The sequence below is a fragment of the Flavobacterium sp. genome, from assembly GCF_025352015.1.
Classification (GTDB): Bacteria; Bacteroidota; Bacteroidia; order Flavobacteriales; family Flavobacteriaceae; genus Flavobacterium.
Genome location: NZ_JANXUG010000112.1, coordinates 18,654 through 43,380 on the forward strand (window position 1 = coordinate 18,654; position 24,727 = coordinate 43,380).

The following is a 24,727-nucleotide window of genomic DNA, read 5'->3' on the forward strand; positions in this document are numbered from 1 at the left end:
AAAGATAATCAGAAGTTTGGTGTCAGAAGTTTATAATTTTAGGTTTTCATTTCGGATGGAATTCTTTTGTTCATCACCGCAAACCAAAGCGGTGGAACTAAAGACAAGACCATACTTGTGGGATAACCATAGGGCATTTGTGGCGAAACGAAATGATATTCTAAAACTTGAAATTTCTTTTGTGATTTATAATGATGGTCGCTGTGCCGCGTAAGTTCATACAACATAATTCTACCTAAAATATGATTGGAATTCCATGAGTGTTTTTCACTTACACGCTCGTAACGTCCAGAAGGTAAAAGATTTCTTTTTAAACCGTAATGTTCTATATAATTGATGGTTTCTAATAACAGAAAACCTATTATACCTGCTGATAAAACGATTGTAAAGGACAAAATTCCGAAGGAAAAGTAAATCAAAATAAGATACGTAATTTGAATTAAAGTAAACCACATCATATCATTTTTTAAAGAAAAAAAAGAACGATTTTCATTTTGATTTAATTTCTTCTGTATTTGCCACGCTTTAATATAGGTTCCGCAAATCGTTTGAATCCAAAATGCGTAAAGCGATTGATTAATTTTTGCGGTTGATGGATCTTGCGGTGTTGAAACATGCACGTGATGACCATGATTATGTTCGATAAAAAAATGAGTGTAATGCGATGGAATCAAAAGCAATTTCCCCAACATTCGTTCATACAATTTTTCTCGGTGACCCAGTTCGTGCGCAACATTTATTCCGTTTGAGCCAAGTATGATTCCTAAACTTACTATTATACCAATAATTTCTGAATTCGAAAGATTCTTATTAGTTTTTACTATCAAAACATATAACAAACTGCCATAAACTATAACTACATTTAGGTACAGTAGAAGGTCAAAAAAACCATTTTTGAGCCTATTATCAATTTCATCAGCCGAATAGTTTTTTTCGTTTCTAGGCAAAATAAGCTCTAAAAATGGAATCAAAACAAATGCAAAGACTACCCCAGAAAAACTCCAGTAACCACCAAAATAAATCCCTATTATTGCTATAAACGGAACGCAATAAGCCAATAAATATTTCATAATCAATGTATTTATGGTCTAAATTTACTGAAGTTTTTAAGAAATAAAAATATAAATGATTGGCAAATTTTTAACGCTTTGTTATTCGGTAAAAAGTGTACATTTAACGGTTATAAAAAATAAACTGCAAAAATTGGAGAATTCACACATTATATATCAAAAGTTAGAAGATTTTATAAAGAAATTTTATACTAATGAATTAATCCGCGGAGTACTTTTGTTTGTCGGATTAGGGTTGATATATTTTATTTTCACCTTATTTGTGGAGTACTTTCTTTGGCTTAAACCTGCGGCAAGAACATTTTTGTTTTGCACGTTTGTTATTGTGGAAGTTTTTCTTTTGGTTCGTTTTATCTTTTTTCCATTATTCAAATTATTTAAACTTCAAAAAGGAATAGATTACAAAGAAGCTTCCACCATTATTGGAAACCATTTCAACGAAGTTAGTGACAAACTAATCAATTTTCTCCAACTTTCTCAAGATAAAAATGAGTCTGAATTGCTATTGGCATCCATTAATCAAAAAGCAAATGCATTGCAACCCATCCCTTTTGGAAACGCTATTAACTTACGAAATAACAAGAAATATTTACCACTAGCGATAGTTCCCGTACTGTTTTTTGCATTTTTCTATCTTTCCGGAAACAGCAGTATGATTTCGCAAAGTTTGAATAGAGTCGTTAATTTTAAGCAGCAATTTTTACCGCCAGCACCATTTGTATTTGTGGTTTTGAACGCCAATTTACAGACAGAGCAAAACAAGGATTTCCTTTTGAAGGTAAGAACCATAGGTAAAGTTGTTCCAGAAAATGCTATGATTTTCATTGGCAATGAAAGCTATTTTATGGAAAGCAATAAAACGGGAGAATTTGAATTTGTTATTCCTAAACCTACAGAAAATTTAGATTTTCATATTGAGGCGAATGCCGTTTCTTCCCATGATTATGAGTTAAAGGTTATTACTGTTCCGTCAATTTCTAATTTTGAAATGGTACTGAATTTTCCAAATTATTTAAATAAAAAGTCAGAAGTTGTCAAAGGAACTGGAAACGCCATTGTTCCAGAAGGAACTCAAGTAACATGGCGCATAAATACTTTAGCCACACAAAAAGTGGATTGGGTGAACGAAAATTCACGATTTACTTTTGCCAAACAAGACAATGTATTTTCATTGTCTAAAAACATAGTTCAAAATGTTGATTATCAAATTCTAACTTCTAATACAAAAATTCAGAATTACGAGAAATTAAATTATCAAATTTCTGTAATAAAAGATCAGTTCCCAACGATTACTGTCAATAATGCTCCTGATAGTTTAAAGATTAATAAAAGCGTTGTTTTAGGTCAGGTTTCAGATGATTATGGTTTGTCTAAATTGCAAATTGTGTACTATCCAAAAAACACTCCTAACGTTTCAAAAAAAGCAACTATCCCTGTAAAGAAAGAGGTCTTTGACCAGTTTGTGTTTTCGTTCCCGGGCAATCTTCCTGTTGAAGAAGGGATATCTTACGAATATTATTTTGAGGTTTTTGATAACGATGCTTTTCATAACTATAAAAGCACCAAATCTTCGGTTTTCAGCAATAGGATTTCAACAGAAACTGAAAAGCAAGACGAAATGATGCAACAGCAAAATGAGAATATAAATGCCATGTCAAAATCCTTAAAGACGCAAGACAAGCAACTTTCAGAAATGGATAAGCTGCAGAAAATGAGTAAAGAAAAAGATAATTTGGAATACAAAGATCAGCAGAAAGTAAACGATTTCATTCAGCGTCAAAAACAACAAGATGAAGTAATGAAAAACTTTTCAGAAAAGATGAAAGACAACCTGGATAAATTTAAAACAGAAAAAAAAGACGAAAAGAAAGATTTGCTGCAGGATAGATTAGAGAAAGCGAAAGATGAATTAGAAAAAAACAAAAAATTGCTTGATGTACTTCAAAAATTGAATGACAAAATTAGCAAAGAAGAATTGTTTGAAAAAATGGAAAAATTTCAGCAAGCTAGTAAAAACCAAACCAAAAGTTTGGAACAATTAGTAGAACTTACCAAACGGTATTATGTAGAAAAAAAAGCACAACAAGTTGCCGATAAGTTAAATAAACTTGCTGATAAGCAAGACAAATTAGCTGATAAAACAGACGAGAATAACGCTGAAAAGCAAAATGAAATAAATAAAGAATTTGACAAACTGCAGGAAGAACTAAAAGAATTACAAAAAGAAAACAAAGAATTAAAAGTTCCGATGGATTTGCCTAAAACAGAAGAGAAAGAGAAAAGCATCGATGAAGATTTAAAAGAGGCAAAAGAACAACTTCAAAAAGAACAAAAAGAAAAAGCTAAACCAAAACAGAAAAGTGCATCAAAAAAAATGAAGCAAATGAGTCAAAAGATGCAAGAACAAATGGCATCCGATGACAAAGAGCAAATGGAAGAAGATGTTGCCATGTTAAGACAGATTTTGGACAATCTCTTGGCATTTTCTTTTTCTGAAGAGGATGTAATGAAACAATTTAGGAGCCTCAAACGCGGAGCGCCATCATTTAATAAAAATTTGAAAATACAGCAAGATTTAAAGCAACAATTCAAACATGTTGACGACAGTTTATTTGCTATGTCGTTACGTAATCCAAAAATAGCTGAAGATATTACTAAAGAAATAGGAAATGTTCAATATAATGTAGACAAATCAATCGAAACTTTAGCCGAAGCCAATGTTTCTAAAGGTAATTCATACCAGCAATATGCCGTTTCCTCGTCCAATAAATTAGCAGATATGTTGAGTGATATTTTAAATGGAATGCAGATGGAAATGTCAGGATCGGGCGCAGGAAAGCCAAAACCAGGTAAGGGTCAGGGTCAAGGAATGCAATTGCCCGACATTATCAAAAAGCAGGAAGGCCTAGGAGAAAAAATAAAAAAAGGAATGAATAAAGGTGAAAAATCAGGTGAAGGTCAGGGCGAAAAAGAAGGGCAAGGGCAGCAAGGCCATAAGGGAAGCGGCGGTAAGGACGATGGTAAAGGTGATGGCGGAAAAGGGCAAGGAAATCAAAAAGGTGGAGAAAATGGGCAAGATGGAGAAGGAGATTCAAAAAACATCATGGAGATTTATAAAGAACAACAACAATTACGAGAAGCCTTGGAAAATGAGCTGAAAAAACAGGGTCTTGGCGGCAATGGTCAAAACACTTTAGATCAAATGAAGCAAATTGAGAAACAATTACTCAATAAGGGTTTTAACAATGAAACGCTTCAAAAGATTTTAAACGTAAAATATGAATTATTAAAATTAGAAAAAGCTGTGCAGCAACAAGGTGAAGACAAAAAACGTCAATCTGAAACAAATAAGAAAGAATTTAACAATCTAGCAGCTCCTCTTCCAGAAAAGCTTCAAGAATATTTGAATAGTATTGAAATTTTAAACAGACAAAGTTTACCTTTGCGCTCTAATTTTACTCAAAAGGTTCAAGCATATTTTAAAATACAATGATTAATTTTAATTACGAGTTTGACTATAAATTAGTAGACGAAGAGCTTTATTCAGACTGGTTGTCCAATGTCATTATTTCTGAATCAAAAACGGAAGGTGAGCTTAACTATATCTTTTGTGATGACTATTATTTACTGAAATTAAACAACAAATATTTATCACACGATACTTTAACAGACATTATTAGTTTCGACTATTCAATAGGAAATAAGTTACAGGGAGATATTTTCATTTCTGTTGAAAGAGTCCAGGAGAACGCATCAGATTTTAAGGTTTCATTTGATGATGAGTTAAAAAGAGTTCTTATTCACGGGCTGTTGCACTTATGCGGATATAAAGATAAAAGTGAGCAAGACGAAATTATTATGCGTCAAAAAGAAGATGAAAAAATGAAGATGTTCCACGTGAAACAAAATTAAAATGTTTTTAGAACGATATGATGTCATAGTGGTTGGGGCAGGTCATGCGGGCTGTGAAGCGGCAGCAGCAGCAGCCAATTTAGGGTGTAGCACCTTATTAGTTACTATGAGTTTACAAAACATAGCTCAAATGTCATGCAATCCAGCTATAGGAGGAATCGCTAAAGGTCAAATTGTCCGTGAAATAGATGCGCTTGGGGGTTATTCTGGAATAATCTCAGATATTACAGCAGTACAGTTTAAAATGTTGAACAAATCAAAAGGACCAGCTATGTGGTCGCCTAGGGTTCAGTCTGATAGAATGCGTTTTTCTGAAGAATGGCGACTGCGACTAGAAAAAACACCCAATCTTGATTTTTATCAAGAAATGGTTAAAGGACTTTTGATAAACAATAATAAGATTGAAGGAGTTGTAACTGCACTTGGAATAGAAATAAAAGCTAAAACTGTTGTGCTGACTAATGGAACTTTTTTAAACGGATTAATTCATATTGGTGAGAAACAATTCGGTGGTGGTAGAGCTGGTGAAAGTGCTTCCTATGGAATAACAGAAGATTTAGTTAAGCTCGGTTTTGAAGCGGGCAGAATGAAAACGGGAACACCGCCAAGAGTTGACGGTCGTTCTTTAGATTATACAAAAATGATTGAAGAAGCAGGGGATCTGTTTCCTGACAAATTTTCATATTCCGATGAAACGCAACCTTTGACTCGTCAAAAACTATGTCACATGACGTATACGTCAAATGAGGTGCATAATATTCTTCGAGAAGGCTTCGATCGATCGCCTATGTTTAATGGGCGAATCAAAAGTATGGGTCCGCGCTACTGTCCTTCTATTGAAGATAAAATAAATCGATTTGCAGATAAAGAACGACATCAATTATTTGTTGAACCTGAAGGTTGGAATACCGTAGAGGTTTATGTAAATGGGTTTTCAACGTCGTTGCCAGAGGATATTCAGTTTAAAGCACTGCGCTCAGTAAAAGGATTTGAAAAAGTTAAGTTTTTCCGACCTGGATATGCTATAGAGTATGATTATTTTCCTCCGACACAACTTAAACACACTTTAGAAACTAAAATAGTAGATGGTCTGTATTTTGCTGGTCAAATCAACGGTACAACTGGGTATGAAGAAGCGGCTTCACAAGGTATAATGGCAGGAATTAACGCAGCGTTAAAAGTAAAAGAACAAGAACCAATGATATTGCGTCGAGACGAAGCTTATATCGGAGTCTTGATTGATGACTTAATTACTAAAGGAACCGATGAACCATACCGCATGTTTACATCAAGAGCAGAATTTAGAACTTTGCTACGACAAGACAATGCAGATTTTAGGCTAACACCAAAAGCATTTGAAATAGGTTTGGTGAGCGAAAAACGCTTACTAAGAATGGAGCATAAATTTAATGAAAGTGAAAAAATGGTTCAGTTTTTTAAACAAACTAGTGTTACATCAGAGGAAGCCAATCCAATTTTGGAAGCCAAAGACAGCGCGCCAATGATTCAATCTGATAAGATGTTTAAAGTGTTTTCAAGACCACAAATCGTGCTAGATGATTTTTTAAAATTCGAAAAAGTTTCCGAATATGTATCAAATAATGATTTAGATAAAGAAATCATTGAGCAAGCCGAAATTCAAGTAAAATATTCCGGTTATATCGAAAAAGAAAGAAATAATGCCGAAAAATTAATACGATTAGAAGATATAAAAATACCAGAAAATTTTGATTACCAAAAAATTAAATCAATGTCGATAGAAGCAAAGCAAAAGTTAAGCTCCATTCGTCCTATAACCATTTCACAAGCATCAAGAATCAGCGGGGTATCTCCTGCTGATGTATCCATTTTACTAATTTATATGGGACGATAGAATTTTAGATCTATGAATTAATAATTCTGCTATCTGATAGCTTCAATCAGCAATCGTAAATATTTTGTTCCACGTGAAACGAATTTTGTTAAGTCCCCCAAATAAAGCCTTCATATGAGTTTTCAAAACAATATTTTTTTTAAAAAAGTAAAGGACTACTCGGTTTCAAAAGAAATTTTTGAATTGCATCACAATCCAGAGTATGATTTATTAATCACTTTTCCTAAGCCAGATTTGGATAAATTATCACGTTATTATGAAAGCGATGATTACATTTCGCATACTGATGGCAAACGTTCTTTATTTGAAAAAATCTATCATTTGATAAAAAGTAGTGCGCTTAAAAGCAAAGTGAAATTAATTAATGCTCAAGCATCAGTAGGATCCCTTTTAGATATTGGAGCGGGAACTGGCGATTTTCTCGTTGTTGCAAAAAAAGATGGATGGCAAACAACAGGAATAGAACCCAGTGAAAAAGCAAGGGCAACAGCAATTCGTAAAGGAGTTTATTTTGCCGAGAATTTATCCGATTTAGAAAACCATTCCTTTGACATTATTACGATGTGGCATGTTCTAGAACACGTTCCAAATTTAAATGATTATTTATTAGAACTGAAACGGTTATTAAAACCAAACGGGGTGATTTTTATTGCAGTTCCCAATTTTAAATCGTTCGACGCTACTTACTATGGAAAATTTTGGGCAGCATACGATGTCCCAAGACACATTTGGCATTTTTCAAAAACAGCAATCCAAAAATTATTCACAGAAAAAGAGATGAAATTAGCGGAAGTGTTACCTATGAAATTTGATAGTTTTTATGTGAGTCTTTTATCTGAAAAATATAAAACAGGTAATATGAATTATCTCAAAGCTTTTTTTGTTGGATGGAAATCTAATCTATCAGCAAAACGAAGTAAAGAGTTCTCTTCACACATTTACATCATAAAAAACAAGTAAAATTCAAAAAAACAAGTAAATATTAATTAAAAAAACATTAAGTACAAGTTACCTTGTTAAAAAGCAAAAATCAGCTTAAATGCTTTTATATAAAGCCATAATTAATAGTAAATCCTTATTGATTTAATTTTATTAATAGTTGTTAATTATAATTTGGAATTTCTTATCACTACATTTTTAACATTAGAATATTGCATTTATTTTTATACTTTTGAAATCGAAATTAAATTTTATTCGAATAATGAAAAATATAGTAATCCTTTTTGCACTGGCTATTTCAATAATGTCATGCAATAAACCAGCATCTGCAAAAGAATTTAAAACAGCTTATATTGACACTTCAAAATTAATGGAAGAGTCTGCAGAGGCCAAAGTTATTGAAGCAAAATACAAAGACAAGTCTAAAGTAATGGGTAGCCAATTAGAACAAGAAGTAGCAAGGTTTAAAAAGGAAGCTGCTAGTTTTAAAGACAACGCACAAAAAAACGGTCAAGATTGGGCACAAAAAAAGGGTTCAGAATTACAACAAACAGAGCAACGACTAAACTATGCGCAGCAAGGAATGCTTCAGCAACTACAACAAGAAAGTGCCGTTGAAATGGATTCGTTAGTTAAAAATTACAGAAAATTAATCAAAACTTACGGTAAAGAAAAAGGCTACGACTACATTTATGGTTCAGGAGATGCCTCGCCTTCTATTTTATTCGCAAAAGACAATTATGATATTTCAAAAGAAATTATCAAGATGATCAACGACAAATACAAAGCAACTGGTAAAAAAGAAACAACTACAAGGGAAGAAAAAAAATAATCGGTTGTTCTTAAAATTACAAAATGTCTTTAACTGAAGACATTTTTTTTGTTTTGACCTAAATAACAACACTTTTTTTTTAAAATATAAGCCGTGCAAAAAGTCTCAGCCGAAGCAGACTATGTCTTGTTATTTATTAATCAAACCAATCGTTCTGTATTCTTGACCGGAAAGGCAGGAACTGGGAAAACCACACTTCTCAAAGAAATAATTGCTTCCACACATAAAAATTGTGTGGTTGTTGCGCCTACCGGAATTGCAGCTTTGAATGCCGGTGGAGTAACCATTCATTCTATGTTTCAGTTGCCTTTTGGTGGATTTATTCCCGATAATTCTTCCCCTCAATTTTCTGATAATTCAAGATTTGAAACTAAAGCAACTTTACGCAGACATTTTAGAATGAGCGGTATCAAGAAAGCGGTAATTCAAAATATGGAATTGCTGATCATCGACGAAGTAAGTATGTTGCGCGCGGACCTGATGGATGCTATTGATTTTATGTTGCAATCTGTTCGGAAAAAAAACCAACCTTTTGGTGGTGTTCAAGTACTTTTTATTGGTGATTTAATGCAATTACCTCCAATAATTAGGGACGAAGAATGGCGAACTCTGCGAAATTATTACAAAGGGAAATTCTTTTTTCATGCTCAAGTTATTCAGCAAAATCCACCGCTGTACATTGAATTATCTAAAATTTTCCGTCAAACGGATGAGAAGTTCATTGCTGTTTTAAACAACTTAAGAAACAATCAGATTTCACCTAGTGATATTCAAACTCTTAACCAGTTTGTGCAACCTAAATTTGATTTAAAAGCGAACCAAGGCTTTATTACATTGACTACACACAACGCTAAAGCGGACACTATAAACGCGCAATCTCTTCATGATTTGCAAGGGAAATCTAAAACATACAAGGCAATGATTGTAAATGATTTTCCAGATAAAATTTATCCGCTTGAAGAAACATTAGAACTCAAGATTGGAGCACAAGTCATGTTTATTAAAAATGATTTGTCGTTTGACAAAAATTATTTCAACGGAAAAATGGGCATTATTAAATCACTTTCAGATGAAGAAATCCTCGTTCATTTTCCAGAAGAAAACAAAACCATCGAAGTAGAGCGGTATGAGTGGCAAAACATACGCTATTTTGTAGATGAAAAAACTAAAGAAATAAGTGAAGATGTATTGGGAACCTTTACCCATTATCCTATAAAATTAGCTTGGGCAATAACCGTTCACAAAAGTCAAGGACTAACTTTTGACAAAGCTGCGCTCGATGTTTCGCAGGTTTTTCTTCCTGGTCAAGCCTATGTGGCACTCTCTAGATTGCGATCGTTAAACGGATTGGTTTTGCTTTCGCCGTTGCAAATGAATGGTATTTCTAGCGATCAAGACGTAATGCAATACGCTGAAAATAAAGCCAGTGAAGCCTTTTTAGAAAATTCGTTGAAACAAGAAACCCAAAGCTATATTTATAATTATTTGAAATCCAGTTTTGATTGGACAGATTTGGCGCAAGAATGGCGCAATCATCAATTTAGTTATAATGAAAATTCAGAATTATCTGCAAAATCAAAACATGCCGCATGGGCAAAAAAACAAACAGAAACCGTAGAAAATTTATTGGAGGCGTCCCAAAAATTTATTGCACAGTTAAACAAACTTTTTACTACTGATGAGGTAGATTTTAAATTTATAAACGAAAGAATTCAGGCTGCGTACAGCTATTTTCTGCAACCTATGGATAGTTTAGTCTATGAAATCTTGTGGAAACTTGAAGAAGTAATTAGAATCAAACAAGTAAAAGCATTTCATGATGAACTGGTAGTTTTAGAAACCGCTCAAATTAAAGCCGTATTGCGATTGATGAAGGCTAAATTGCTTACAGAAATTGTAGTAAAAGGCGAAAAAATTTCTAAAGAAAAATTGTCGTCAGAGGAAATAAAGTATTACAAAATTAGAAAACTTGAGGTTATTCGAGAGGAGTTTAAAAATCTAAATGTCACTTTAATAGAAGATGAAGTCGATTTGGAACGCTACACTAAAAAGAAAAAAACTAGTAAAGAACCCAAAAAAACAACCGTTCAAGAAACCTATGAATTGTGGCAAGCAAAAAATTCTATTAAAGAAATTGCTGCCATTCGAAAACTCACAACCCAAACTATTAGTGGTCATTTAGTTAAACTTATTGAGGCTAAAACCATTTTAATTTCAGATGTTTTAACCGAAGATAAAATTCAGGAACTGTCTATAGTTTTTAAAGGGTATAACGAAGAATCTCTGAACGCATTGAAAGAACAAATGGGCGATAAATTTACCTGGGATGAATTGAAAATGTTTAAGGCAAGTTTTCGGTAAAGTTTATTTCATTTCCTGAATTAAAACAATGATTTTCTCCTTCAATTCAGGTAAATTTATTTTGATAACATTCCAAATTGTGAAATCATCAACACCAAAATATTCATGAATAACGAGATTACGTAGACCAATTATTCAAGTCCATGAAATGTCATCGCTTTTCAGCAATAATTCTTCGGACAAACGGTTACTGGCTTCTCCAAGGATTTCAAGCTTACGAAGCATTTAACATCATTGAATTAGTCACAAAACCTTTTAAACGTTGTCTTGTGTTTAATTTTCAATGTCAACAATTGCGTCTAAAATATGTTGCAGCCGAATTTTGTCACCTAATCTGTCTTGAATAAATTAGCTTTTTTTCTTTGTCCAAAATAGGTTTAAAGTATTTTGATAATCCTCTTGCAGAAACTAGATCTAATTTTTTAGAAAGTAACTTTTGTAAATCAATTTGCATTTGGATAAACTCTAAACCAATTGGTTGCGTATAATCTAATTAAACTAATAAATCAATATCACTGCTTTCATTTTCAGTCCCCCGACTATAAGAACCAAAAAGATATGCTTTCAAAACAGGTTGTTTTGAAAAGAAATCTTTAATTATATCAATCTCATTACTAGATAGTTTCATCAAAAATTTAAAAACATAAAATTACTAAAAATAATTTACTAAAAACTAGCTCAACCAAAAAACCGCTAAAATTGCTGGAATGTAATAGATAGCTATGGTTCGTGCGCCATCATAATCCTTCGCTAAACGTTGTCCTAAAAGCAACAAAATTAACGTGATACATGAAAAAACAGCGCCATAAAAGCCAAAAATTCTCTCGCCGTTAACAACTAATTGTACACACCCAGCCAACGTAAAAACCCCAGCAATTAGTTCCAAAATTAAAATAGTCCCTAGTGCCATTGGAACATTATTTTTCAACAAAGATGTCTTGGCAAAATGACTTTTCAACCATTCTACATTACCATTCCAATCAAATACTTTGTCGTAGGCAGATTGAATAAATGTAACAGCTAAAAACAGTAATACTAAAACAGAGGCAGAATTATTCATGTTTATTCATTTTTATGGATTAATCGAGTAAGCTTTATAGATAAATCGGTTAAAATTATTTTTGCATTTCCATTCCTTTCTACATGATAAACGGCGTCAGATAGTTCATTAAAAATAGCATTTATATTACTCCCATTTACAAACGGAGCAAATTTTTCTAAAGTAAACTTTTCTACAGTGGGTTCAAAGTATACCAAATTTTGAGTTTGATAGTTCAATAATAATGCTTGCCGGAAAAAAACAATACAATAGTTTAAAAACTGTTTCTGTCCTTCACGACCGATACTTGCAATTTCTTCGCTCCATGAAATCAAATCATGAATAGCGGTTGCATTTCCTTTGGCTCTAAAAGCAGCTCTAACCCATTCTACAAACCATCTTTCAAAAGGAAAATCTTCGGTGTCATTTTTTACAATATGCAAGGCTTTATTATAATTCCCTTGAGCTTGATGGGCTACTTTAAAGGCTGAAGAATCGTCTAAAAAATAAGTTTCTCTCATGGCTTTTGCTATCACTACCTCTGGCAAAGCACCAAAATGTAAGGCTTGACAACGAGAGCGAATAGTTTGAATAATATCTTCTTCATTTTCTGTAACCAATAAAAATAAGGTTTTCGCAGGTGGTTCTTCGAGCAGTTTTAATAACTTGTTGGAAGCAGCAATATTCATTTTGTCGGCCATCCAAACAATCATAATTTTATAACCTCCCTCAAACGATTTTAATGCCAATGATTTCAAAATGTCTTGAGCATCTTCTACTCTAATCTCACCTTGTTTGTTCTGAACACCCAAATGTTTGTACCAATCAAACAAACTACCATAAGGATTTGCTAATACAAATTTGCGCCAATCGACAATAAAATCAGCACTTTTAGGTTTCGATTTTACTTCATCATTGGTCACATTTGGAAACACAAAATGCAAATCAGGATGCGAAAGCGATTGAAATTTTAGATTACAACTGTCGTTACCGCCACTATTTTCCGCACCAATATTGTTGCACAAAACAAACTGTGCATAAGCGATTGCAAGAGCCAAAGTTCCCGAACCTTCTGGCCCAACAAACAATTGCGCATGCGGAATTCTTCCCAAAACCGCACTTTTAACGAGATGATTTTTTATGTAATCTTGACCAAGAATATCTGAAAACTGCATAAAGCAAATATAGAAGAAAAATTTGACTAAAAGATGATGAATAATAGCATCTTAAATACATAATTATAAAGTAATTCTGTGAAAGTAAAAGAGCAAAAACTACTATCCAATTGAAAACAAACTTCTTATCGCTTAAAAAAAATGTTAAAATAAATCGATAAAAGCGCAAAAATAACCGTTGAGTTTAAATTTTGTTATATTTGCAAGTATGCAAACCTACCTAATACCTAATGAAAATACTTCGAGATTTTAATTTTAAAGACCAAAAAGTTTTAATTAGAGTCGATTTTAATGTCCCTTTAGATGAAAATTTTCACGTTGCTGATGCCACTAGAATTGAAGCAGCAAAACCAACGATAGACGCAATTCTTGCTGATGGTGGAAGCGTAATTTTAATGTCTCATTTGGGCAGACCAAAAGGAAAAGAAGAACAATTTTCTTTACAACATATTGTATCAAAATGTTCAGAAGTTTTAGGGATAAAGGTTAAATTTGCTTCAGACTGTACGGGTGAAATTGCTCAAAATGCTGCCAAAAATTTAAAACAAGGAGAGGTTTTATTGTTAGAAAATCTTCGCTTTTATGCTCAAGAAGAAGCTGGAGATGAGAATTTTGCTAAAGAATTAGCTTCTTTAGGATATTTTTATGTAAATGACGCCTTTGGCACAGCACACAGGGCACATGCATCCACAACAATAATTGCTAAATTTTTTCCTAAAAAAAAATGTTTTGGATTGCTTTTGGCCAAAGAAATTGAAAGTTTAAATCGTGTTTTAAATAATTCGGCGAAACCCGTGACGGCAGTTCTTGGAGGTTCAAAAGTATCTTCAAAAATTACGGTCATCGAAAATATTTTAGACAAAGTAGATCACATGATTATTGGCGGAGGAATGACATTTACTTTTGTAAAAGCATTGGGCGGAAAAATAGGAAGTTCTATTTGTGAAGATGACAAACAAGAATTGGCTTTAGAAATTTTGCGTTTAGCCAAAGAAAAAAATGTTCAGATTCATATTCCAGTTGATGTTGTTGCAGCGGATTCTTTTTCAAATAATGCCAAAACAAAAATAGTTGATGTAAGCAAAATTCCCGACGGTTGGCAAGGTTTAGATGCTGGTCCAAAATCGTTGGAAAATTTCAAAGAAGTAATTATGATTTCAAAAACCATACTTTGGAACGGGCCATTGGGCGTTTTCGAAATGGAAAATTTTGCTAATGGAACTATTGAGTTAGGAAATTACATAGCTGAAGCAACTATAAAAGGAGCTTTTTCGCTTGTAGGCGGTGGCGATTCGGTTGCAGCGGTAAAGCAATTCGGGTTGGAAGAAAAAATGAGTTATGTTTCAACAGGTGGCGGTGCAATGTTGGAAATGCTTGAAGGCAAAATTTTACCAGGTATAGCGGCTATTTTAAATTAATTTTAAAATATAACATAATAATAAACAATTATTTACGTTGTTAATGGGTTACATTTACTATTTCAAAAATATTAAATTTAAACACTTTATAAATAAAGTTATGACTATAAAAAAAATCACATCACTAGCATTAATACTAGTTTCTTCGACAATTTTTGCGCAAGAGGCTCTTATTGATACCGTTGTAAAAAAAGCACCATTAACAAGAAGAGAGGTTTTAGATTCCATCAAAGCTAGCTTTGTTCACGACAACCTTGCCTCGTGCATTGACAGTTTGTGGATGAAAGAAATGGTTAGCCTTAATTTATACAATGATTTATCAACCGATATTAAAAACATTAATGTTGACGAAAAAGTCGATTACGAATTACCAACAGCACTTTTAAAAGAAAGATTAAAGAAAATGGATGAGAAATCTCCATTCAATATAGAATATAATGTTGGTTTAGAAAATGTAATTAAATCATTTTTAAAAAACAGAAAAAAAACATTCGAAAGATTAATGGGATTATCTCAATTTTATTTTCCAATGTTTGAGGAATCATTAGCTGCCAAGAACATTCCTTTAGAAATAAAATATTTAGCTGTGGTAGAATCAGCATTAAATCCAAGAGCCGTTTCCAGAGTTGGCGCAACAGGATTGTGGCAATTTATGTACCAAACAGGAAAACAATATGACTTAAACATTAACTCGTATGTTGATGACAGAAGCGACCCAATAAAAGCCAGCAATGCAGCCACTCAATACATGACCAATATGTACAATATTTTTGGTGATTGGGATTTAGTATTAGCGGCTTACAATTCTGGACCAGGAAATGTTGCCAAAGCGATTAGACGCTCAGGAGGAAAACAAAATTATTGGAACATTAGAAAATATTTGCCAAAGGAAACGCAAGGATATTTACCTGCTTTTTTAGCAACAATGTATATTTTTGAATACCACAAAGAACATGGCATAAAACCAGATAGAGCTATTGCCAATCATTTTGCAACCGACACAATAATGATAAAAAAAGCTATGACATTTAAACAAATTTCAGATTTGTTGGATGTTCCTGTGGCGGAATTGCAATTTTTAAATCCTTCATACAAAAGAGACGAAGTTCCTTTTATGTCTAATGAGAAGCATTACTTGAGATTGCCAATTAACAAAGTGGCTGTATTTACCTCAAATGAAGATAAGATTTACGCCTTTGTACAGTATGATGCAAATAAAAGAGAGCGACCTTATGAAAGTTTGGTTGCTGTTAGCGATTCAAATTACTCCGTAAACGATAGGAAAATCACAAAAATTAAATACCATAAAGTGCGACGAGGTGACAGTTTAAGTGAGATTTCAGACAAGTATGGCATTACAATGGTTGAGCTAAAAAAATGGAATCATTTGCGAAATAATAAAGCGCCAATGGGTAAAAAATTAAAAATTTACACCAGTGAAGTTGTAGCAGTAAAAGTAAAAAAAATTATAAAACCAGATACTATTGCAGTAAAAGAGACATCAGCAATTGCATCAAATACAGCTAAAGTTTTTAAAGATGAAAAAGTAATTTCGTATAAAAATGTTACGAAATTTCATAAAGTGAAAAGAGGCGAAAATCTTGGAGAAATTTCAGATAAATATGGAGTTACCGTTGCCGAAGTAAAAAAATGGAATCACATCAAAGGTACTACTCTTACTAAAGGGAAAAGTTTGAAAATCATCAAAAACGAACGAATAGTTACCACGTTTAGAAGAGAAGTAAAAGCAGATAAAAATGATATTGAGACAAGCTTATCATCAAGTTCTAAACAGAGCGATTTTTATGAAGTTCAAAGAGGTGATAATTTATTTAGCATTGCAAAAAAATTCAACGTTAGTTTAGAAGACCTGAAAAAATGGAATAATCTTATTGACTTAAACGTTGAACTAGGTTCAAAACTAGCATTGGTTAGTAATGACGAAGTCCAAGCAACAGAAGCTTCGCACAAACCCGAAGTAAAAATCACAGAACATGTGGTTGATAGAGGAGAAAGTTTAGGAAGTATTGCAAAAAAATATGATGTTTCTGTATCCGATATCAAAGATTGGAATAAAATGGATGACAATACCATTAAATATGGCACCAAACTGATTGTTGGCAAAAAATACATCATCTCTTCAGAAAATAAAAATTCAACTTCCAAAAAAGATAATATAGCAGTTAATGATAAAAACGAAATAAAATTATACCACGTCAAAAAAGGAGATTCCTTATTTAGCATTGCCAAAAAATATCCAGGCGTATCCATTTCAGATTTGAAAAAATGGAACGGAATTAAAAACGAAAGTTTAAAAGCAGGGATGAAATTAAAAATTAACGGTTAATCCAAAAATCTTCTATAAATTTGGGTTTTACTTCTGTCATGAATAAAACCCTTTTTTTATGCCTTTTTAGTACGTCTTTCCTGATTTCTTGTGCTTTTAAAAAAGACAATTCTCAAGAAAAATCATCTGCCGCTATAAATACCATTGCCGTGATTATTGATGACCAGCTTTGGAACGGTGAAGTTGGTGACAGTGTAAGAAATAAATTTGCTTCTCCTGTTTTAGGACTTCCTCAAGAAGAACCTCTTTTTAACATTAATCAGTATCCAGTAAAACTTTTTGAAGGATTTTCCACCGACACACGTAACATCATCATTGTTAAAAAAGACAATGAAACTAAATTCGAAATAAAACAAAACGAGTTTACTTCACCACAGAATTCCTTTCATATTTCAGGAAAAAACTCTATCGAAATAATAGAAATTCTTGAAAAAAATGCACCTATCATTATTCAAAAAATGAGAGCAATCGAAATTACACACAATCAAAAAATATTCAAAGACTCCTTGCTCAACAGCCAAAAAATAAAAAAGAAATTTAATATCGATTTGCTTATTCCTTCGAAATACGAATATGTAATGCGGAAAAAAAACTTTATTTGGATAAAAAGCGAAATTATCGGCGGCAATACCAGTCTTATTATTTATCAAATCCCTTGGAAAAGCATTCGTCCCAATTATGCTGTGCCCGATGTTTTAAAAGTTAGAGATTCCATAGGAAAATTATACATTCACGGTTCTGTAGCGGGAACAAAAATGATAACAGAAGAAGCGTATTCACCTTATTTTTCAGTAACAAAGTTAGCTGGAAACACAACATTTGAAACCAAAGGAACCTGGCAGATGAAAAATGATTTTATGTCGGGACCGTTTATTAATTATGTTATTTTTGATAATGCCAATAGAAGACTCCTAATTTTAGAAGGGTTTTGTTATGCACCTTCAAAAGAAAAACGTGATTTAATGTTTGAATTAGAATCGATTATAAAATCTATTCAAATAAAAAAATAAAAAGCGCATGAATTTAGAATGGAAAATAAGACGATTTGAAGCACTAACTACCGCTGAATTATACAATGTGCTTCAATTGAGAAGCGAGGTCTTTGTAGTGGAACAAAACTGCATCTATCAAGACATTGATAACAAAGATCAAAAAGCGTTGCACCTTATCGGAGAAGACACCGAACAAATAGTTGTTTATGCTAGGTTATTTAAACCTAAAGATTATTTTGAAGAAGCATCCATTGGTCGCGTTGTAGTGAAACCAAGTTACAGAGACAAAAAACTTGGACATATTTTAATGCGAGAAGCAATTTATTTTATGAAACATCAGCTTGGTGAAACAAAAATCACCATTTCGGCTCAATTGCATCTAAAAAACTTCTATGAGAGTCATGGATTTATTCAAACAAGTGAAACTTATTTAGAAGATGATATTCCCCACATTGAAATGAAAAAAATCTAAATCTTCGTGATAACCAATTCTACTCTTCGGTCATAATCAGCTCCTTTGCCAAGCGGAACCGTGTTGCCATAACCTTTGAAAGTCATGCGGTCTTTGGATATTTTCTTAAAGATCAAATATTTATAAACCGATTCTGCTCTATTTATAGATAACTGGCGTTTTCTAGTATCCAAATCTATAGCTTCTTTTTGATATGGTGGCGTACAACAAACATGACCTTGAACCTCAAACTGAAGGGTTTTATACTTTATCAGTAATTTTGAAATTTTGTCTAATTCTGTTTTTGATTTAAAAAGTAATTTGCTGCTCCCTCTGTCAAATAAAATATTTTCTAAATAAATATGATCGCCAATAATGTGATGCTTTTGAACGGTGCTGTAAAACCCCGTGATTTGAATTTTTGGCAACGGTTTTAGATTGACAACAATATCAACACGACGATTTTTAGAACGTTTTTCGGGAAGATTTTCTACCATATCATCTTCTATCAAAATTCTTCCTTTGCCTTCAATCGTTACAATAATTTTACTTTTAATACTGTTTTGAACAAATTTGTCTTTTATAGCGGAAGCACGTTTTGTAGAAAGTTTAAAGTTATAAGCTTCTTTACCAACATCGTCAGTGTAACCAAAAATCTGAACAGATTCGATGCGAGTAGAATCGGTTTTTTTGATAAAATCAATAGCTTCATTGACTTCTTTTTCATTCAAAGAAAATTTGTCGAATTCAAAATATACTGAATGAACTACTTCTTCCTGTGCTTGAAGAAAACCAAAAAAAAGCAGTGGCAAATACTTTAGAAACTTCATTTTAAATTTTTAAAATCCTATTGTACTGTTGTTTGTCGTTTAAAACCTCAATGGCTTTTTTAATCTCAAAATTACTTTTGATGTAATATCGGTACAAACCTTCTTTGTATTGGAATCTTTTAATGATTTCATCCAACAATAAATTCTTGATCTCTTTTTGATTTTTGTCAATTAACGTTTCTTCGCTTTTTTCTAGAGCAGTCAATAATTGTTGGTATTCAGAAGTAATAGCGGTATCAACATTTTCTTTTTTTGCTTTTTCTAAAGTGCTTTTTAAGGCAACTTCGGTTTCGGTATCAAAGGCTATTTTTTCGCGTTTTAAGAACGCTTTGAAATCAATAATATCAGCATCTGTTATAGTTGGAATTTTATCGCCTAGCGCTGTATTTTTATAGTAATAGTAGGTGGCATAATTAAAAATACCATCATTTTTCTGCAAAGCTTCCGCAATGGTGCTTGTTTTTGTGTTTTCTAAAACTACATCGGGCAAAATGCCACCACCATCATAAACAGTCCGTCCTTTTTTGGTTTTGAACGCGTTATAATTTTTTTCTTCTACTCTGATGGCTTTTCCCGTTTTATCTTTGTGCGCATAATTCAGTGCTTGAATACATCTTCCCGATGGCGTGTAGTAGCGCGAAATAGTTACTTTAACTTGTGTTCCATAGGTCATGTCAAAAGGTCTTTGCACCAATCCTTTTCCAAAACTTCTACTACCTACAATTACGGCTCGGTCTAAATCTTGCAAAGCACCCGAAACAATTTCAGAAGCCGAAGCACTTTTTCCATCTACAATGACAATTAATGGAATTTCGATATCTATAGGTTCACGATTGGTTTTGTTGGTATTGTTATATTTAGAATTTTTGGATTTTGTAGTTACAATAGTTTCCCCTTTTGGCACAAAAAGATTGCAAATATTTACGGCTTCATTCAATAATCCTCCTGGATTTCCACGCAAGTCAAGAATAATTTGTGTAGCACCGTCTGCTTTCAAGGATTCTAGAGCTTCTCTGGTTTCTGTTGATGCTTTTTGATTAAACTGTGACAAAACAATATACCCGGTTTTATCATCAACTTTTCCAAAAAACGGAACAGCTTTTACGGCAACTTCATCAAGAACTAATTGAGTGGAAAGCAACTTTCCTTGACGCACATATTTAATGTAAATTTTAGTGCCTTTAGCACCTTTCATCAATTGTGAAGCGTCATCTTTAAAATCGGCTAAAAGCACATCACCAATTTGAGTAATTTCATCACCAGCTTTCAATCCCGCTTTGTCAGCAGGTAAACCTTTGTAAGGTTCTTTAACAATAAGGCGGTCTTCTTTTCGGGTAATCATAGCTCCAATTCCTGTGTATTCTCCCGTATTGTTTATTTTGAATTTGATTACATCTTGCTCGTTAAAATAATTCGTATACGGATCTAAATCGGCTAGCATACTTTTAATCGCTTTGTCCATTAACTCTGCAGGATTGGTCTCGTCAACATAGTTCTGATTTATGGTTTTGTATAAGGTAGTGAAGATTTCTATTTGTTTAGAAATCTCGAAGAAATCGTCTTTAAAACTTACGCCAATTAAGAGAAAAATGCTCAAAATGGCGGGAATAAAATATCTTTTTTTCATGAAGGATGTCATAATTTTTTATTTCAAGTGAACTAATATAATAAATAACTTTTAATAAAAAGGGTTACTGTTTAGATTCTGTTCTTTCCTCCAGAATTGCGTTGTTAAACTTTTCAAAAAGCTGTATTGTTTTTTCGTCTATTTCTGGATAAAGTAATTTTTCGCTGGTTTGATAAAAAAACATAAAGCAGTATTTTGCGGTTAAATTTTGAATTAATAATTGTTTGTTCAGTCGATAACATTCGCGAAGCACACGTTTGTAATAATTTCTGTCGACAGCACTTTTAAAATATTTTTTGGATACAGATACTCCTAATTTTAGTGAAATATCTTCCTCAAAATCATGCTGAACATACACTAATCGCAACGGATATTTACTTACAGATTTGCCTTTTAAGAACAACAAATCAATACTTTTTTTACTCTTTAGTTTTTCTATTTTTGGATAAGAAAAAGCCATTGCTACTTGGCGTAGATGTTGTAAACATATTTCACATCATTGTAAGTAATGTAAAACTGTACTCTATTGTCTTCTTTTTTTTTGGTAATGATTATAATATTACATTTTGAAGAGTTATTATTAACACATTCAAACGGAACAATATTTACCTCGGCATTATCTGTAATTTCACCATAGGCTTTGATTTTGAAGGACTGTACTTCAGAGGAATTAATGGTAATTAAATCTTTTTTGGCATTAAGGGTTATCAAAACGTTGGCAGGCGCAAAATCAGACCATTCGTTCCAACTTCCGTCTTCTTTTTTGTCTGTAAAACTAACGCTACTAGCTTGAAAGCGTATAGGTTGCCCGTAGCTTTTTTGAACCCCAAAGTTTAAAGCAATTAAAAGAAAAAAAACATTCAGGAATTTCATAATGAAAAAATATTTGCGGTAAATCTACAAATTCTATTCGAAAAAAAAGAGTTACACCTAGATTGCCTATTATTTCACTTCAAAAACATTATTCTCTAACTTTATATCCGCCATTAATCCGCTTGGGTCAATGGTAATTTTTTTTAGGTCTGCTTTGGGTCTTTTAATTTCGAAAAAATAATTTGGATTTGCCCATGCCCAATCTGGTAAAATAGTTCGTTTAATATCAGGTGTTGGATTTTCTTTTTCAAAGCTCATCATTCGCAACGGAATGTAGAAATTCTCTTTTGTACCATCGGTATATTCAACCAATAAGTCTATCGGCATCGGCGTTCTGCCAATTCGTTCCAACGAAATTCCTGTTTTCTGAACTCCATCGGTCGCGCTTTCCACCTTTTTTATTCCATAATCAATAGTATTGGTGGTTTGTGTCCAATCTGTTAAATACCAATCGAGGTTTGCGCCTGAAACACGTTCTGCTGTGCGCTTGATGTTGTTTGGCGTTGGGTGTTTAAATTTAAAATCGTTATAATATCTTTTTAATGTTTTCAGCAAGTTATCTTTTCCTAATAAGTATTCCAATTGTGTCAGGAATAGTTCGCCTTTCACATAGGCAGCGATGCTGTAACTTCTGTTTTCATCATAACGATCACCATGGGTAGAAAGCGGTTGTTCTTTCCCAGATTCATACAACTTTACGTATGTTTTATAGGAACCTTCAAATGGATTTTCAACTTTTTTATCCGCTAGTTCATAGAGCACCAAATCTTCAATATAACTTGCAAAACCTTCATCCATCCATGGATGTTTAGATTCATTGGATGCTAAAACATGCTGAAACCACGAATGTGCCAGTTCATGCGGCGCCGTATTCAGCATTCCGCTTAAGGTTCCGTTGCCCAGCATGAGCGTACACATTGCATATTCCATTCCGCCATCTCCTCCCTGAATAAAAGAGTACTGTTTATAGGGATAAGTGCCCACAGTTTTATTGAAAAAATCCATTACTCGCACCATTATTGGCTCAAGTTTTTTCCAGTTATCAATAATTTTTGGATTATAAAGATAAATAAAATGCAGGTCTACTCCATTTGGTCCTTTGATAACATCGTGGATATAATTTTTATCGGCAGCCCAAGTAAAGTCGTGCACATTTGGTGCGACAAAGTGCCACGTTAATGTTTTTGCATTAGAATCTCTCGTTACTTGCTTGCCTTGGTCTTCATAGCCATAACCAATCTCGTTATTGTTTTTCAAATATCCGCTACCGCCGAGAACATAGTCTTTGTCAATAGTAATATTGACATCAAAATCACCCCAAACACCGTAAAATTCTCTCGCGATATAAGGATCGGCATGCCAACCTTCAAAATCAAATTCGGCTATTTTTGGATACCATTGTGCCATCGAAAGTGCAACACCTTCTTTGTTATTACGACCAGAACGACGAATTTGTAATGGGACTTGTCCATCAAAATCTAATGTGAATGTCGTTGATTTTCCGGGAAGAATTGGTTTTGCCAACGTTACTTCTAGAATGGTTCCTACTTCTATGGCAATTGCTATAACGCCATCTTGTTTGAAGTTGGAAATTTTTAAGTAACCAATTTCATCTGGCTGCAACTTGGCTATGCGACTTTCTTTTATTTCTTTGCCGTCACTAGTTTTTGTTTTGATGACAAATCTTGCATCTGGGTCAATAATGGTTTGAGCACGTATATCCATTTCGCTTCCTGGTTGAAAAGCATTGTTGTACAAATGGTAAAAAACACGGCGCAAGGTATCAGACGAATTGTTAGTATAAACCAATTTCTGTTTGCCTTTATACTGATAGTTCTTGACATCCATCGTCACCTCTATTTTGTAATTGACATGTTGTTGCCAATAGCGATTGTTTTGTGCGGAAACAAAGCCAAAAAAAATTATTGAAAGAAAACAAAAAACAGGTTTTAACATTTTATCAGCAAGTTATATTTTTTTACCCATTGGGAAAGTAACGCCCAGATTGAGAATCATTTCGTAGGTACCAAAATTTTGTTTGGCGGTACCTTGGTAAACTTTTAAATTAGAGTAGCTGGCATAGTCTAATTTGTTGCCATATTCTAGAAAAAAGTGTTTGTAAAAAGTAACTCTAATGTCGCCTTCGACACCTGTGTTCCATCCGCCTAATTGAAATTTTGGATTATTTTGTTGACCTGCAAAGCTATTGTCAACATGCGGAATTACGGGTCCAATACCTGCTTTTGCCAATACATCTACTTTGAAATTTTTATTGGTTTTACCAAACCAATGCCATCTTTTTACAAAGTTGAACAACAAAAAATTAGCACCATTGTTCAAGTAGTAATGATAACCGTTGGCATCCGAAAAATTTACAGTGGTATTAACAGGGTTTCCACCCATAGTGCCTGTAACATTGATTTGTTGACCGTCTGTAATGATATATTTGGTATGGTCAAAATTGATTTCGACTCCTAATCCTCTTTTTTTATTGAAGAAATAACCAATTCTGTAATTGTATTGCGGAATAGTTAATGCTTTCGAAAACAAGCCCTCATCCCAGCCTTTATGGTCGTGTCCATCAACATTGTTAAAGGTGTAATCGTTTCCGAGTGAAGGTTGCGAAATATGAACATCACTTTTAGTATACCATTCGGTATTGTATCCCCAAGAGAAATAAAATTCGCCTTCTCTTTCACTTTGGGTCGTTTGAGCTGATGATTTTGTATTATAAGACAACAGAATGACTAGTAATAAAGCGGCACTTATCTTTTTCATTATTTTGTTTTTTTGGACGATTTTGTTATTTTTAAAATTCATATTTAGCTTTGTCAACTCTTGTAGCTATTTTAATTTTTTTTCTATTTTAAGAAGACTGTATTGTTGCAGTTTATTTAGTGTAAAGTTGATGGATTTGAAAAATGATTGCTCGTTAGCTGGAGTAGGACAGGTCAATGTTAGCAAATAAAAAACAAAAAATTTCATAAA

General features: G+C 33.1%; 21 protein-coding genes. 10 read left to right on the plus strand and 11 right to left on the minus strand.

The window, feature by feature from the left end; genetic code table 11:
- Positions 1-38: 38 nt before the first annotated feature.
- Entirely contained in the window at positions 39-1,070 is a 1,032-nt protein-coding gene (locus Q0Q96_RS11255) for an alkane 1-monooxygenase (protein ID WP_293875410.1), read from the minus strand.
- A 133-nt stretch (positions 1,071-1,203) separates the two neighbouring features.
- Here Q0Q96_RS11255 and Q0Q96_RS11260 point away from each other — a divergent pair, with 133 nt between their 5' ends.
- From Q0Q96_RS11260 to Q0Q96_RS11285, 6 genes are all read left to right on the plus strand, one after another.
- Complete coding sequence (locus Q0Q96_RS11260) at positions 1,204-4,563, plus strand: DUF4175 family protein (RefSeq protein ID WP_293875411.1); 3,360 nt, start codon at positions 1,204-1,206, stop codon at positions 4,561-4,563.
- Positions 4,560-4,982, plus strand: a complete 423-nt coding sequence (gene ybeY, locus Q0Q96_RS11265; protein WP_293875412.1) for an rRNA maturation RNase YbeY — start codon at positions 4,560-4,562, stop codon at positions 4,980-4,982. The genes Q0Q96_RS11260 and ybeY overlap by 4 nt, the downstream gene beginning before the upstream one ends.
- A gap of 1 nt (position 4,983) precedes the next feature.
- Positions 4,984-6,855 (plus strand): tRNA uridine-5-carboxymethylaminomethyl(34) synthesis enzyme MnmG, encoded by a 1,872-nt coding sequence (mnmG, locus tag Q0Q96_RS11270; RefSeq protein WP_293875414.1) that lies wholly within the window; start codon positions 4,984-4,986, stop codon positions 6,853-6,855.
- A 114-nt stretch (positions 6,856-6,969) separates the two neighbouring features.
- A complete protein-coding gene (locus Q0Q96_RS11275) occupies positions 6,970-7,815 on the plus strand; it encodes a class I SAM-dependent methyltransferase (protein ID WP_293875416.1) in 846 nt (281 codons plus the stop codon).
- A gap of 241 nt (positions 7,816-8,056) precedes the next feature.
- Entirely contained in the window at positions 8,057-8,626 is a 570-nt protein-coding gene (locus tag Q0Q96_RS11280) for an OmpH family outer membrane protein (protein WP_293875418.1), read from the plus strand.
- A gap of 93 nt (positions 8,627-8,719) precedes the next feature.
- Complete coding sequence (locus Q0Q96_RS11285; RefSeq protein ID WP_293875420.1) at positions 8,720-10,987, plus strand: helix-turn-helix domain-containing protein; 2,268 nt, start codon at positions 8,720-8,722, stop codon at positions 10,985-10,987.
- Positions 10,988-10,990: 3 nt separating this feature from the next.
- Here the strand turns inward: Q0Q96_RS11285 and Q0Q96_RS12290 are convergent, their stop codons facing one another.
- The 4 genes from Q0Q96_RS12290 to Q0Q96_RS11300 form a co-directional block, all read right to left on the minus strand.
- A complete protein-coding gene (locus tag Q0Q96_RS12290) occupies positions 10,991-11,122 on the minus strand; it encodes a HepT-like ribonuclease domain-containing protein (protein WP_366069203.1) in 132 nt (43 codons plus the stop codon).
- 358 nt (positions 11,123-11,480) lie between these two features.
- Complete coding sequence (locus tag Q0Q96_RS11290; protein ID WP_293875422.1) at positions 11,481-11,615, minus strand: nucleotidyltransferase domain-containing protein; 135 nt, start codon at positions 11,613-11,615, stop codon at positions 11,481-11,483.
- Between the two features lie 45 nt (positions 11,616-11,660).
- Positions 11,661-12,047, minus strand: coding sequence for a DoxX family protein (locus Q0Q96_RS11295; RefSeq protein WP_293875424.1), 387 nt, complete (start codon positions 12,045-12,047; stop codon positions 11,661-11,663).
- A 2-nt stretch (positions 12,048-12,049) separates the two neighbouring features.
- The gene (locus Q0Q96_RS11300) at positions 12,050-13,201 is read right to left on the minus strand and encodes a DNA polymerase III subunit delta' (RefSeq protein ID WP_293875426.1); all 1,152 of its coding nucleotides are present in this window, start codon (positions 13,199-13,201) and stop codon (positions 12,050-12,052) included.
- Between the two features lie 230 nt (positions 13,202-13,431).
- Between Q0Q96_RS11300 and Q0Q96_RS11305 the strand changes: the two genes are divergently transcribed.
- The 4 genes from Q0Q96_RS11305 to Q0Q96_RS11320 all read left to right on the plus strand — a co-directional run bounded on the left by Q0Q96_RS11305 (position 13,432) and on the right by Q0Q96_RS11320 (position 18,430).
- The gene (locus Q0Q96_RS11305; RefSeq protein ID WP_293875428.1) at positions 13,432-14,619 is read left to right on the plus strand and encodes a phosphoglycerate kinase; all 1,188 of its coding nucleotides are present in this window, start codon (positions 13,432-13,434) and stop codon (positions 14,617-14,619) included.
- A gap of 100 nt (positions 14,620-14,719) precedes the next feature.
- Complete coding sequence (locus Q0Q96_RS11310) at positions 14,720-16,966, plus strand: LysM peptidoglycan-binding domain-containing protein (RefSeq protein ID WP_293875430.1); 2,247 nt, start codon at positions 14,720-14,722, stop codon at positions 16,964-16,966.
- A 38-nt stretch (positions 16,967-17,004) separates the two neighbouring features.
- On the plus strand, positions 17,005-17,976 hold the full coding sequence (locus Q0Q96_RS11315; RefSeq protein ID WP_293875432.1) for a DUF4837 family protein: 972 nt from the start codon (positions 17,005-17,007) through the stop codon (positions 17,974-17,976).
- A gap of 7 nt (positions 17,977-17,983) precedes the next feature.
- Entirely contained in the window at positions 17,984-18,430 is a 447-nt protein-coding gene (locus Q0Q96_RS11320; RefSeq protein WP_293875434.1) for a GNAT family N-acetyltransferase, read from the plus strand.
- Here the strand turns inward: Q0Q96_RS11320 and Q0Q96_RS11325 are convergent.
- The 6 genes from Q0Q96_RS11325 to Q0Q96_RS11350 all read right to left on the minus strand — a co-directional run bounded on the left by Q0Q96_RS11325 (position 18,427) and on the right by Q0Q96_RS11350 (position 24,517).
- The gene (locus tag Q0Q96_RS11325) at positions 18,427-19,239 is read right to left on the minus strand and encodes an OmpA family protein (protein WP_293875436.1); all 813 of its coding nucleotides are present in this window, start codon (positions 19,237-19,239) and stop codon (positions 18,427-18,429) included. The two genes, Q0Q96_RS11320 and Q0Q96_RS11325, sit on opposite strands and share 4 nt — an antisense overlap.
- A 1-nt stretch (position 19,240) precedes the next feature.
- Positions 19,241-20,878 carry a S41 family peptidase gene (locus Q0Q96_RS11330; protein WP_293875438.1) on the minus strand — a complete coding sequence of 546 codons (1,638 nt, stop codon included), beginning with the start codon at positions 20,876-20,878 and terminating at the stop codon, positions 19,241-19,243.
- Between the two features lie 52 nt (positions 20,879-20,930).
- Positions 20,931-21,326, minus strand: a complete 396-nt coding sequence (gene rnpA / locus Q0Q96_RS11335; RefSeq protein WP_293875440.1) for a ribonuclease P protein component — start codon at positions 21,324-21,326, stop codon at positions 20,931-20,933.
- A gap of 2 nt (positions 21,327-21,328) precedes the next feature.
- Positions 21,329-21,739 (minus strand): hypothetical protein, encoded by a 411-nt coding sequence (locus tag Q0Q96_RS11340; protein ID WP_293875442.1) that lies wholly within the window; start codon positions 21,737-21,739, stop codon positions 21,329-21,331.
- 69 nt (positions 21,740-21,808) lie between these two features.
- Complete coding sequence (locus Q0Q96_RS11345) at positions 21,809-23,695, minus strand: M1 family metallopeptidase (RefSeq protein WP_293875444.1); 1,887 nt, start codon at positions 23,693-23,695, stop codon at positions 21,809-21,811.
- 12 nt (positions 23,696-23,707) lie between these two features.
- A complete protein-coding gene (locus Q0Q96_RS11350; RefSeq protein WP_293875446.1) occupies positions 23,708-24,517 on the minus strand; it encodes a hypothetical protein in 810 nt (269 codons plus the stop codon).
- Positions 24,518-24,727: the final 210 nt, after the last annotated feature.

Excerpts from the sequence above, each read along its gene's own strand:
- Q0Q96_RS11255 (WP_293875410.1), bottom strand. The coding sequence starts at position 1,070 with ATGAAATATTTATTGGCTTATTGCGTTCCGTTTATAGCAATAATAGGG.
- ybeY (WP_293875412.1), top strand. The coding sequence starts at position 4,560 with ATGATTAATTTTAATTACGAGTTTGACTATAAATTAGTAGACGAAGAG.
- mnmG (WP_293875414.1), top strand. The coding sequence starts at position 4,984 with ATGTTTTTAGAACGATATGATGTCATAGTGGTTGGGGCAGGTCATGCG.
- Q0Q96_RS11275 (WP_293875416.1), top strand. The coding sequence starts at position 6,970 with ATGAGTTTTCAAAACAATATTTTTTTTAAAAAAGTAAAGGACTACTCG.
- Q0Q96_RS11280 (WP_293875418.1), top strand. The coding sequence starts at position 8,057 with ATGAAAAATATAGTAATCCTTTTTGCACTGGCTATTTCAATAATGTCA.
- Q0Q96_RS11290 (WP_293875422.1), bottom strand. The coding sequence starts at position 11,615 with ATGAAACTATCTAGTAATGAGATTGATATAATTAAAGATTTCTTTTCA.
- Q0Q96_RS11295 (WP_293875424.1), bottom strand. The coding sequence starts at position 12,047 with ATGAATAATTCTGCCTCTGTTTTAGTATTACTGTTTTTAGCTGTTACA.
- Q0Q96_RS11300 (WP_293875426.1), bottom strand. The coding sequence starts at position 13,201 with ATGCAGTTTTCAGATATTCTTGGTCAAGATTACATAAAAAATCATCTC.
- Q0Q96_RS11305 (WP_293875428.1), top strand. The coding sequence starts at position 13,432 with ATGAAAATACTTCGAGATTTTAATTTTAAAGACCAAAAAGTTTTAATT.
- Q0Q96_RS11310 (WP_293875430.1), top strand. The coding sequence starts at position 14,720 with ATGACTATAAAAAAAATCACATCACTAGCATTAATACTAGTTTCTTCG.
- Q0Q96_RS11315 (WP_293875432.1), top strand. The coding sequence starts at position 17,005 with ATGAATAAAACCCTTTTTTTATGCCTTTTTAGTACGTCTTTCCTGATT.
- Q0Q96_RS11320 (WP_293875434.1), top strand. The coding sequence starts at position 17,984 with ATGAATTTAGAATGGAAAATAAGACGATTTGAAGCACTAACTACCGCT.
- Q0Q96_RS11325 (WP_293875436.1), bottom strand. The coding sequence starts at position 19,239 with ATGAAGTTTCTAAAGTATTTGCCACTGCTTTTTTTTGGTTTTCTTCAA.
- Q0Q96_RS11330 (WP_293875438.1), bottom strand. The coding sequence starts at position 20,878 with ATGACATCCTTCATGAAAAAAAGATATTTTATTCCCGCCATTTTGAGC.
- rnpA (WP_293875440.1), bottom strand. The coding sequence starts at position 21,326 with ATGGCTTTTTCTTATCCAAAAATAGAAAAACTAAAGAGTAAAAAAAGT.
- Q0Q96_RS11340 (WP_293875442.1), bottom strand. The coding sequence starts at position 21,739 with ATGAAATTCCTGAATGTTTTTTTTCTTTTAATTGCTTTAAACTTTGGG.
- Q0Q96_RS11345 (WP_293875444.1), bottom strand. The coding sequence starts at position 23,695 with ATGTTAAAACCTGTTTTTTGTTTTCTTTCAATAATTTTTTTTGGCTTT.
- Q0Q96_RS11350 (WP_293875446.1), bottom strand. The coding sequence starts at position 24,517 with ATGAAAAAGATAAGTGCCGCTTTATTACTAGTCATTCTGTTGTCTTAT.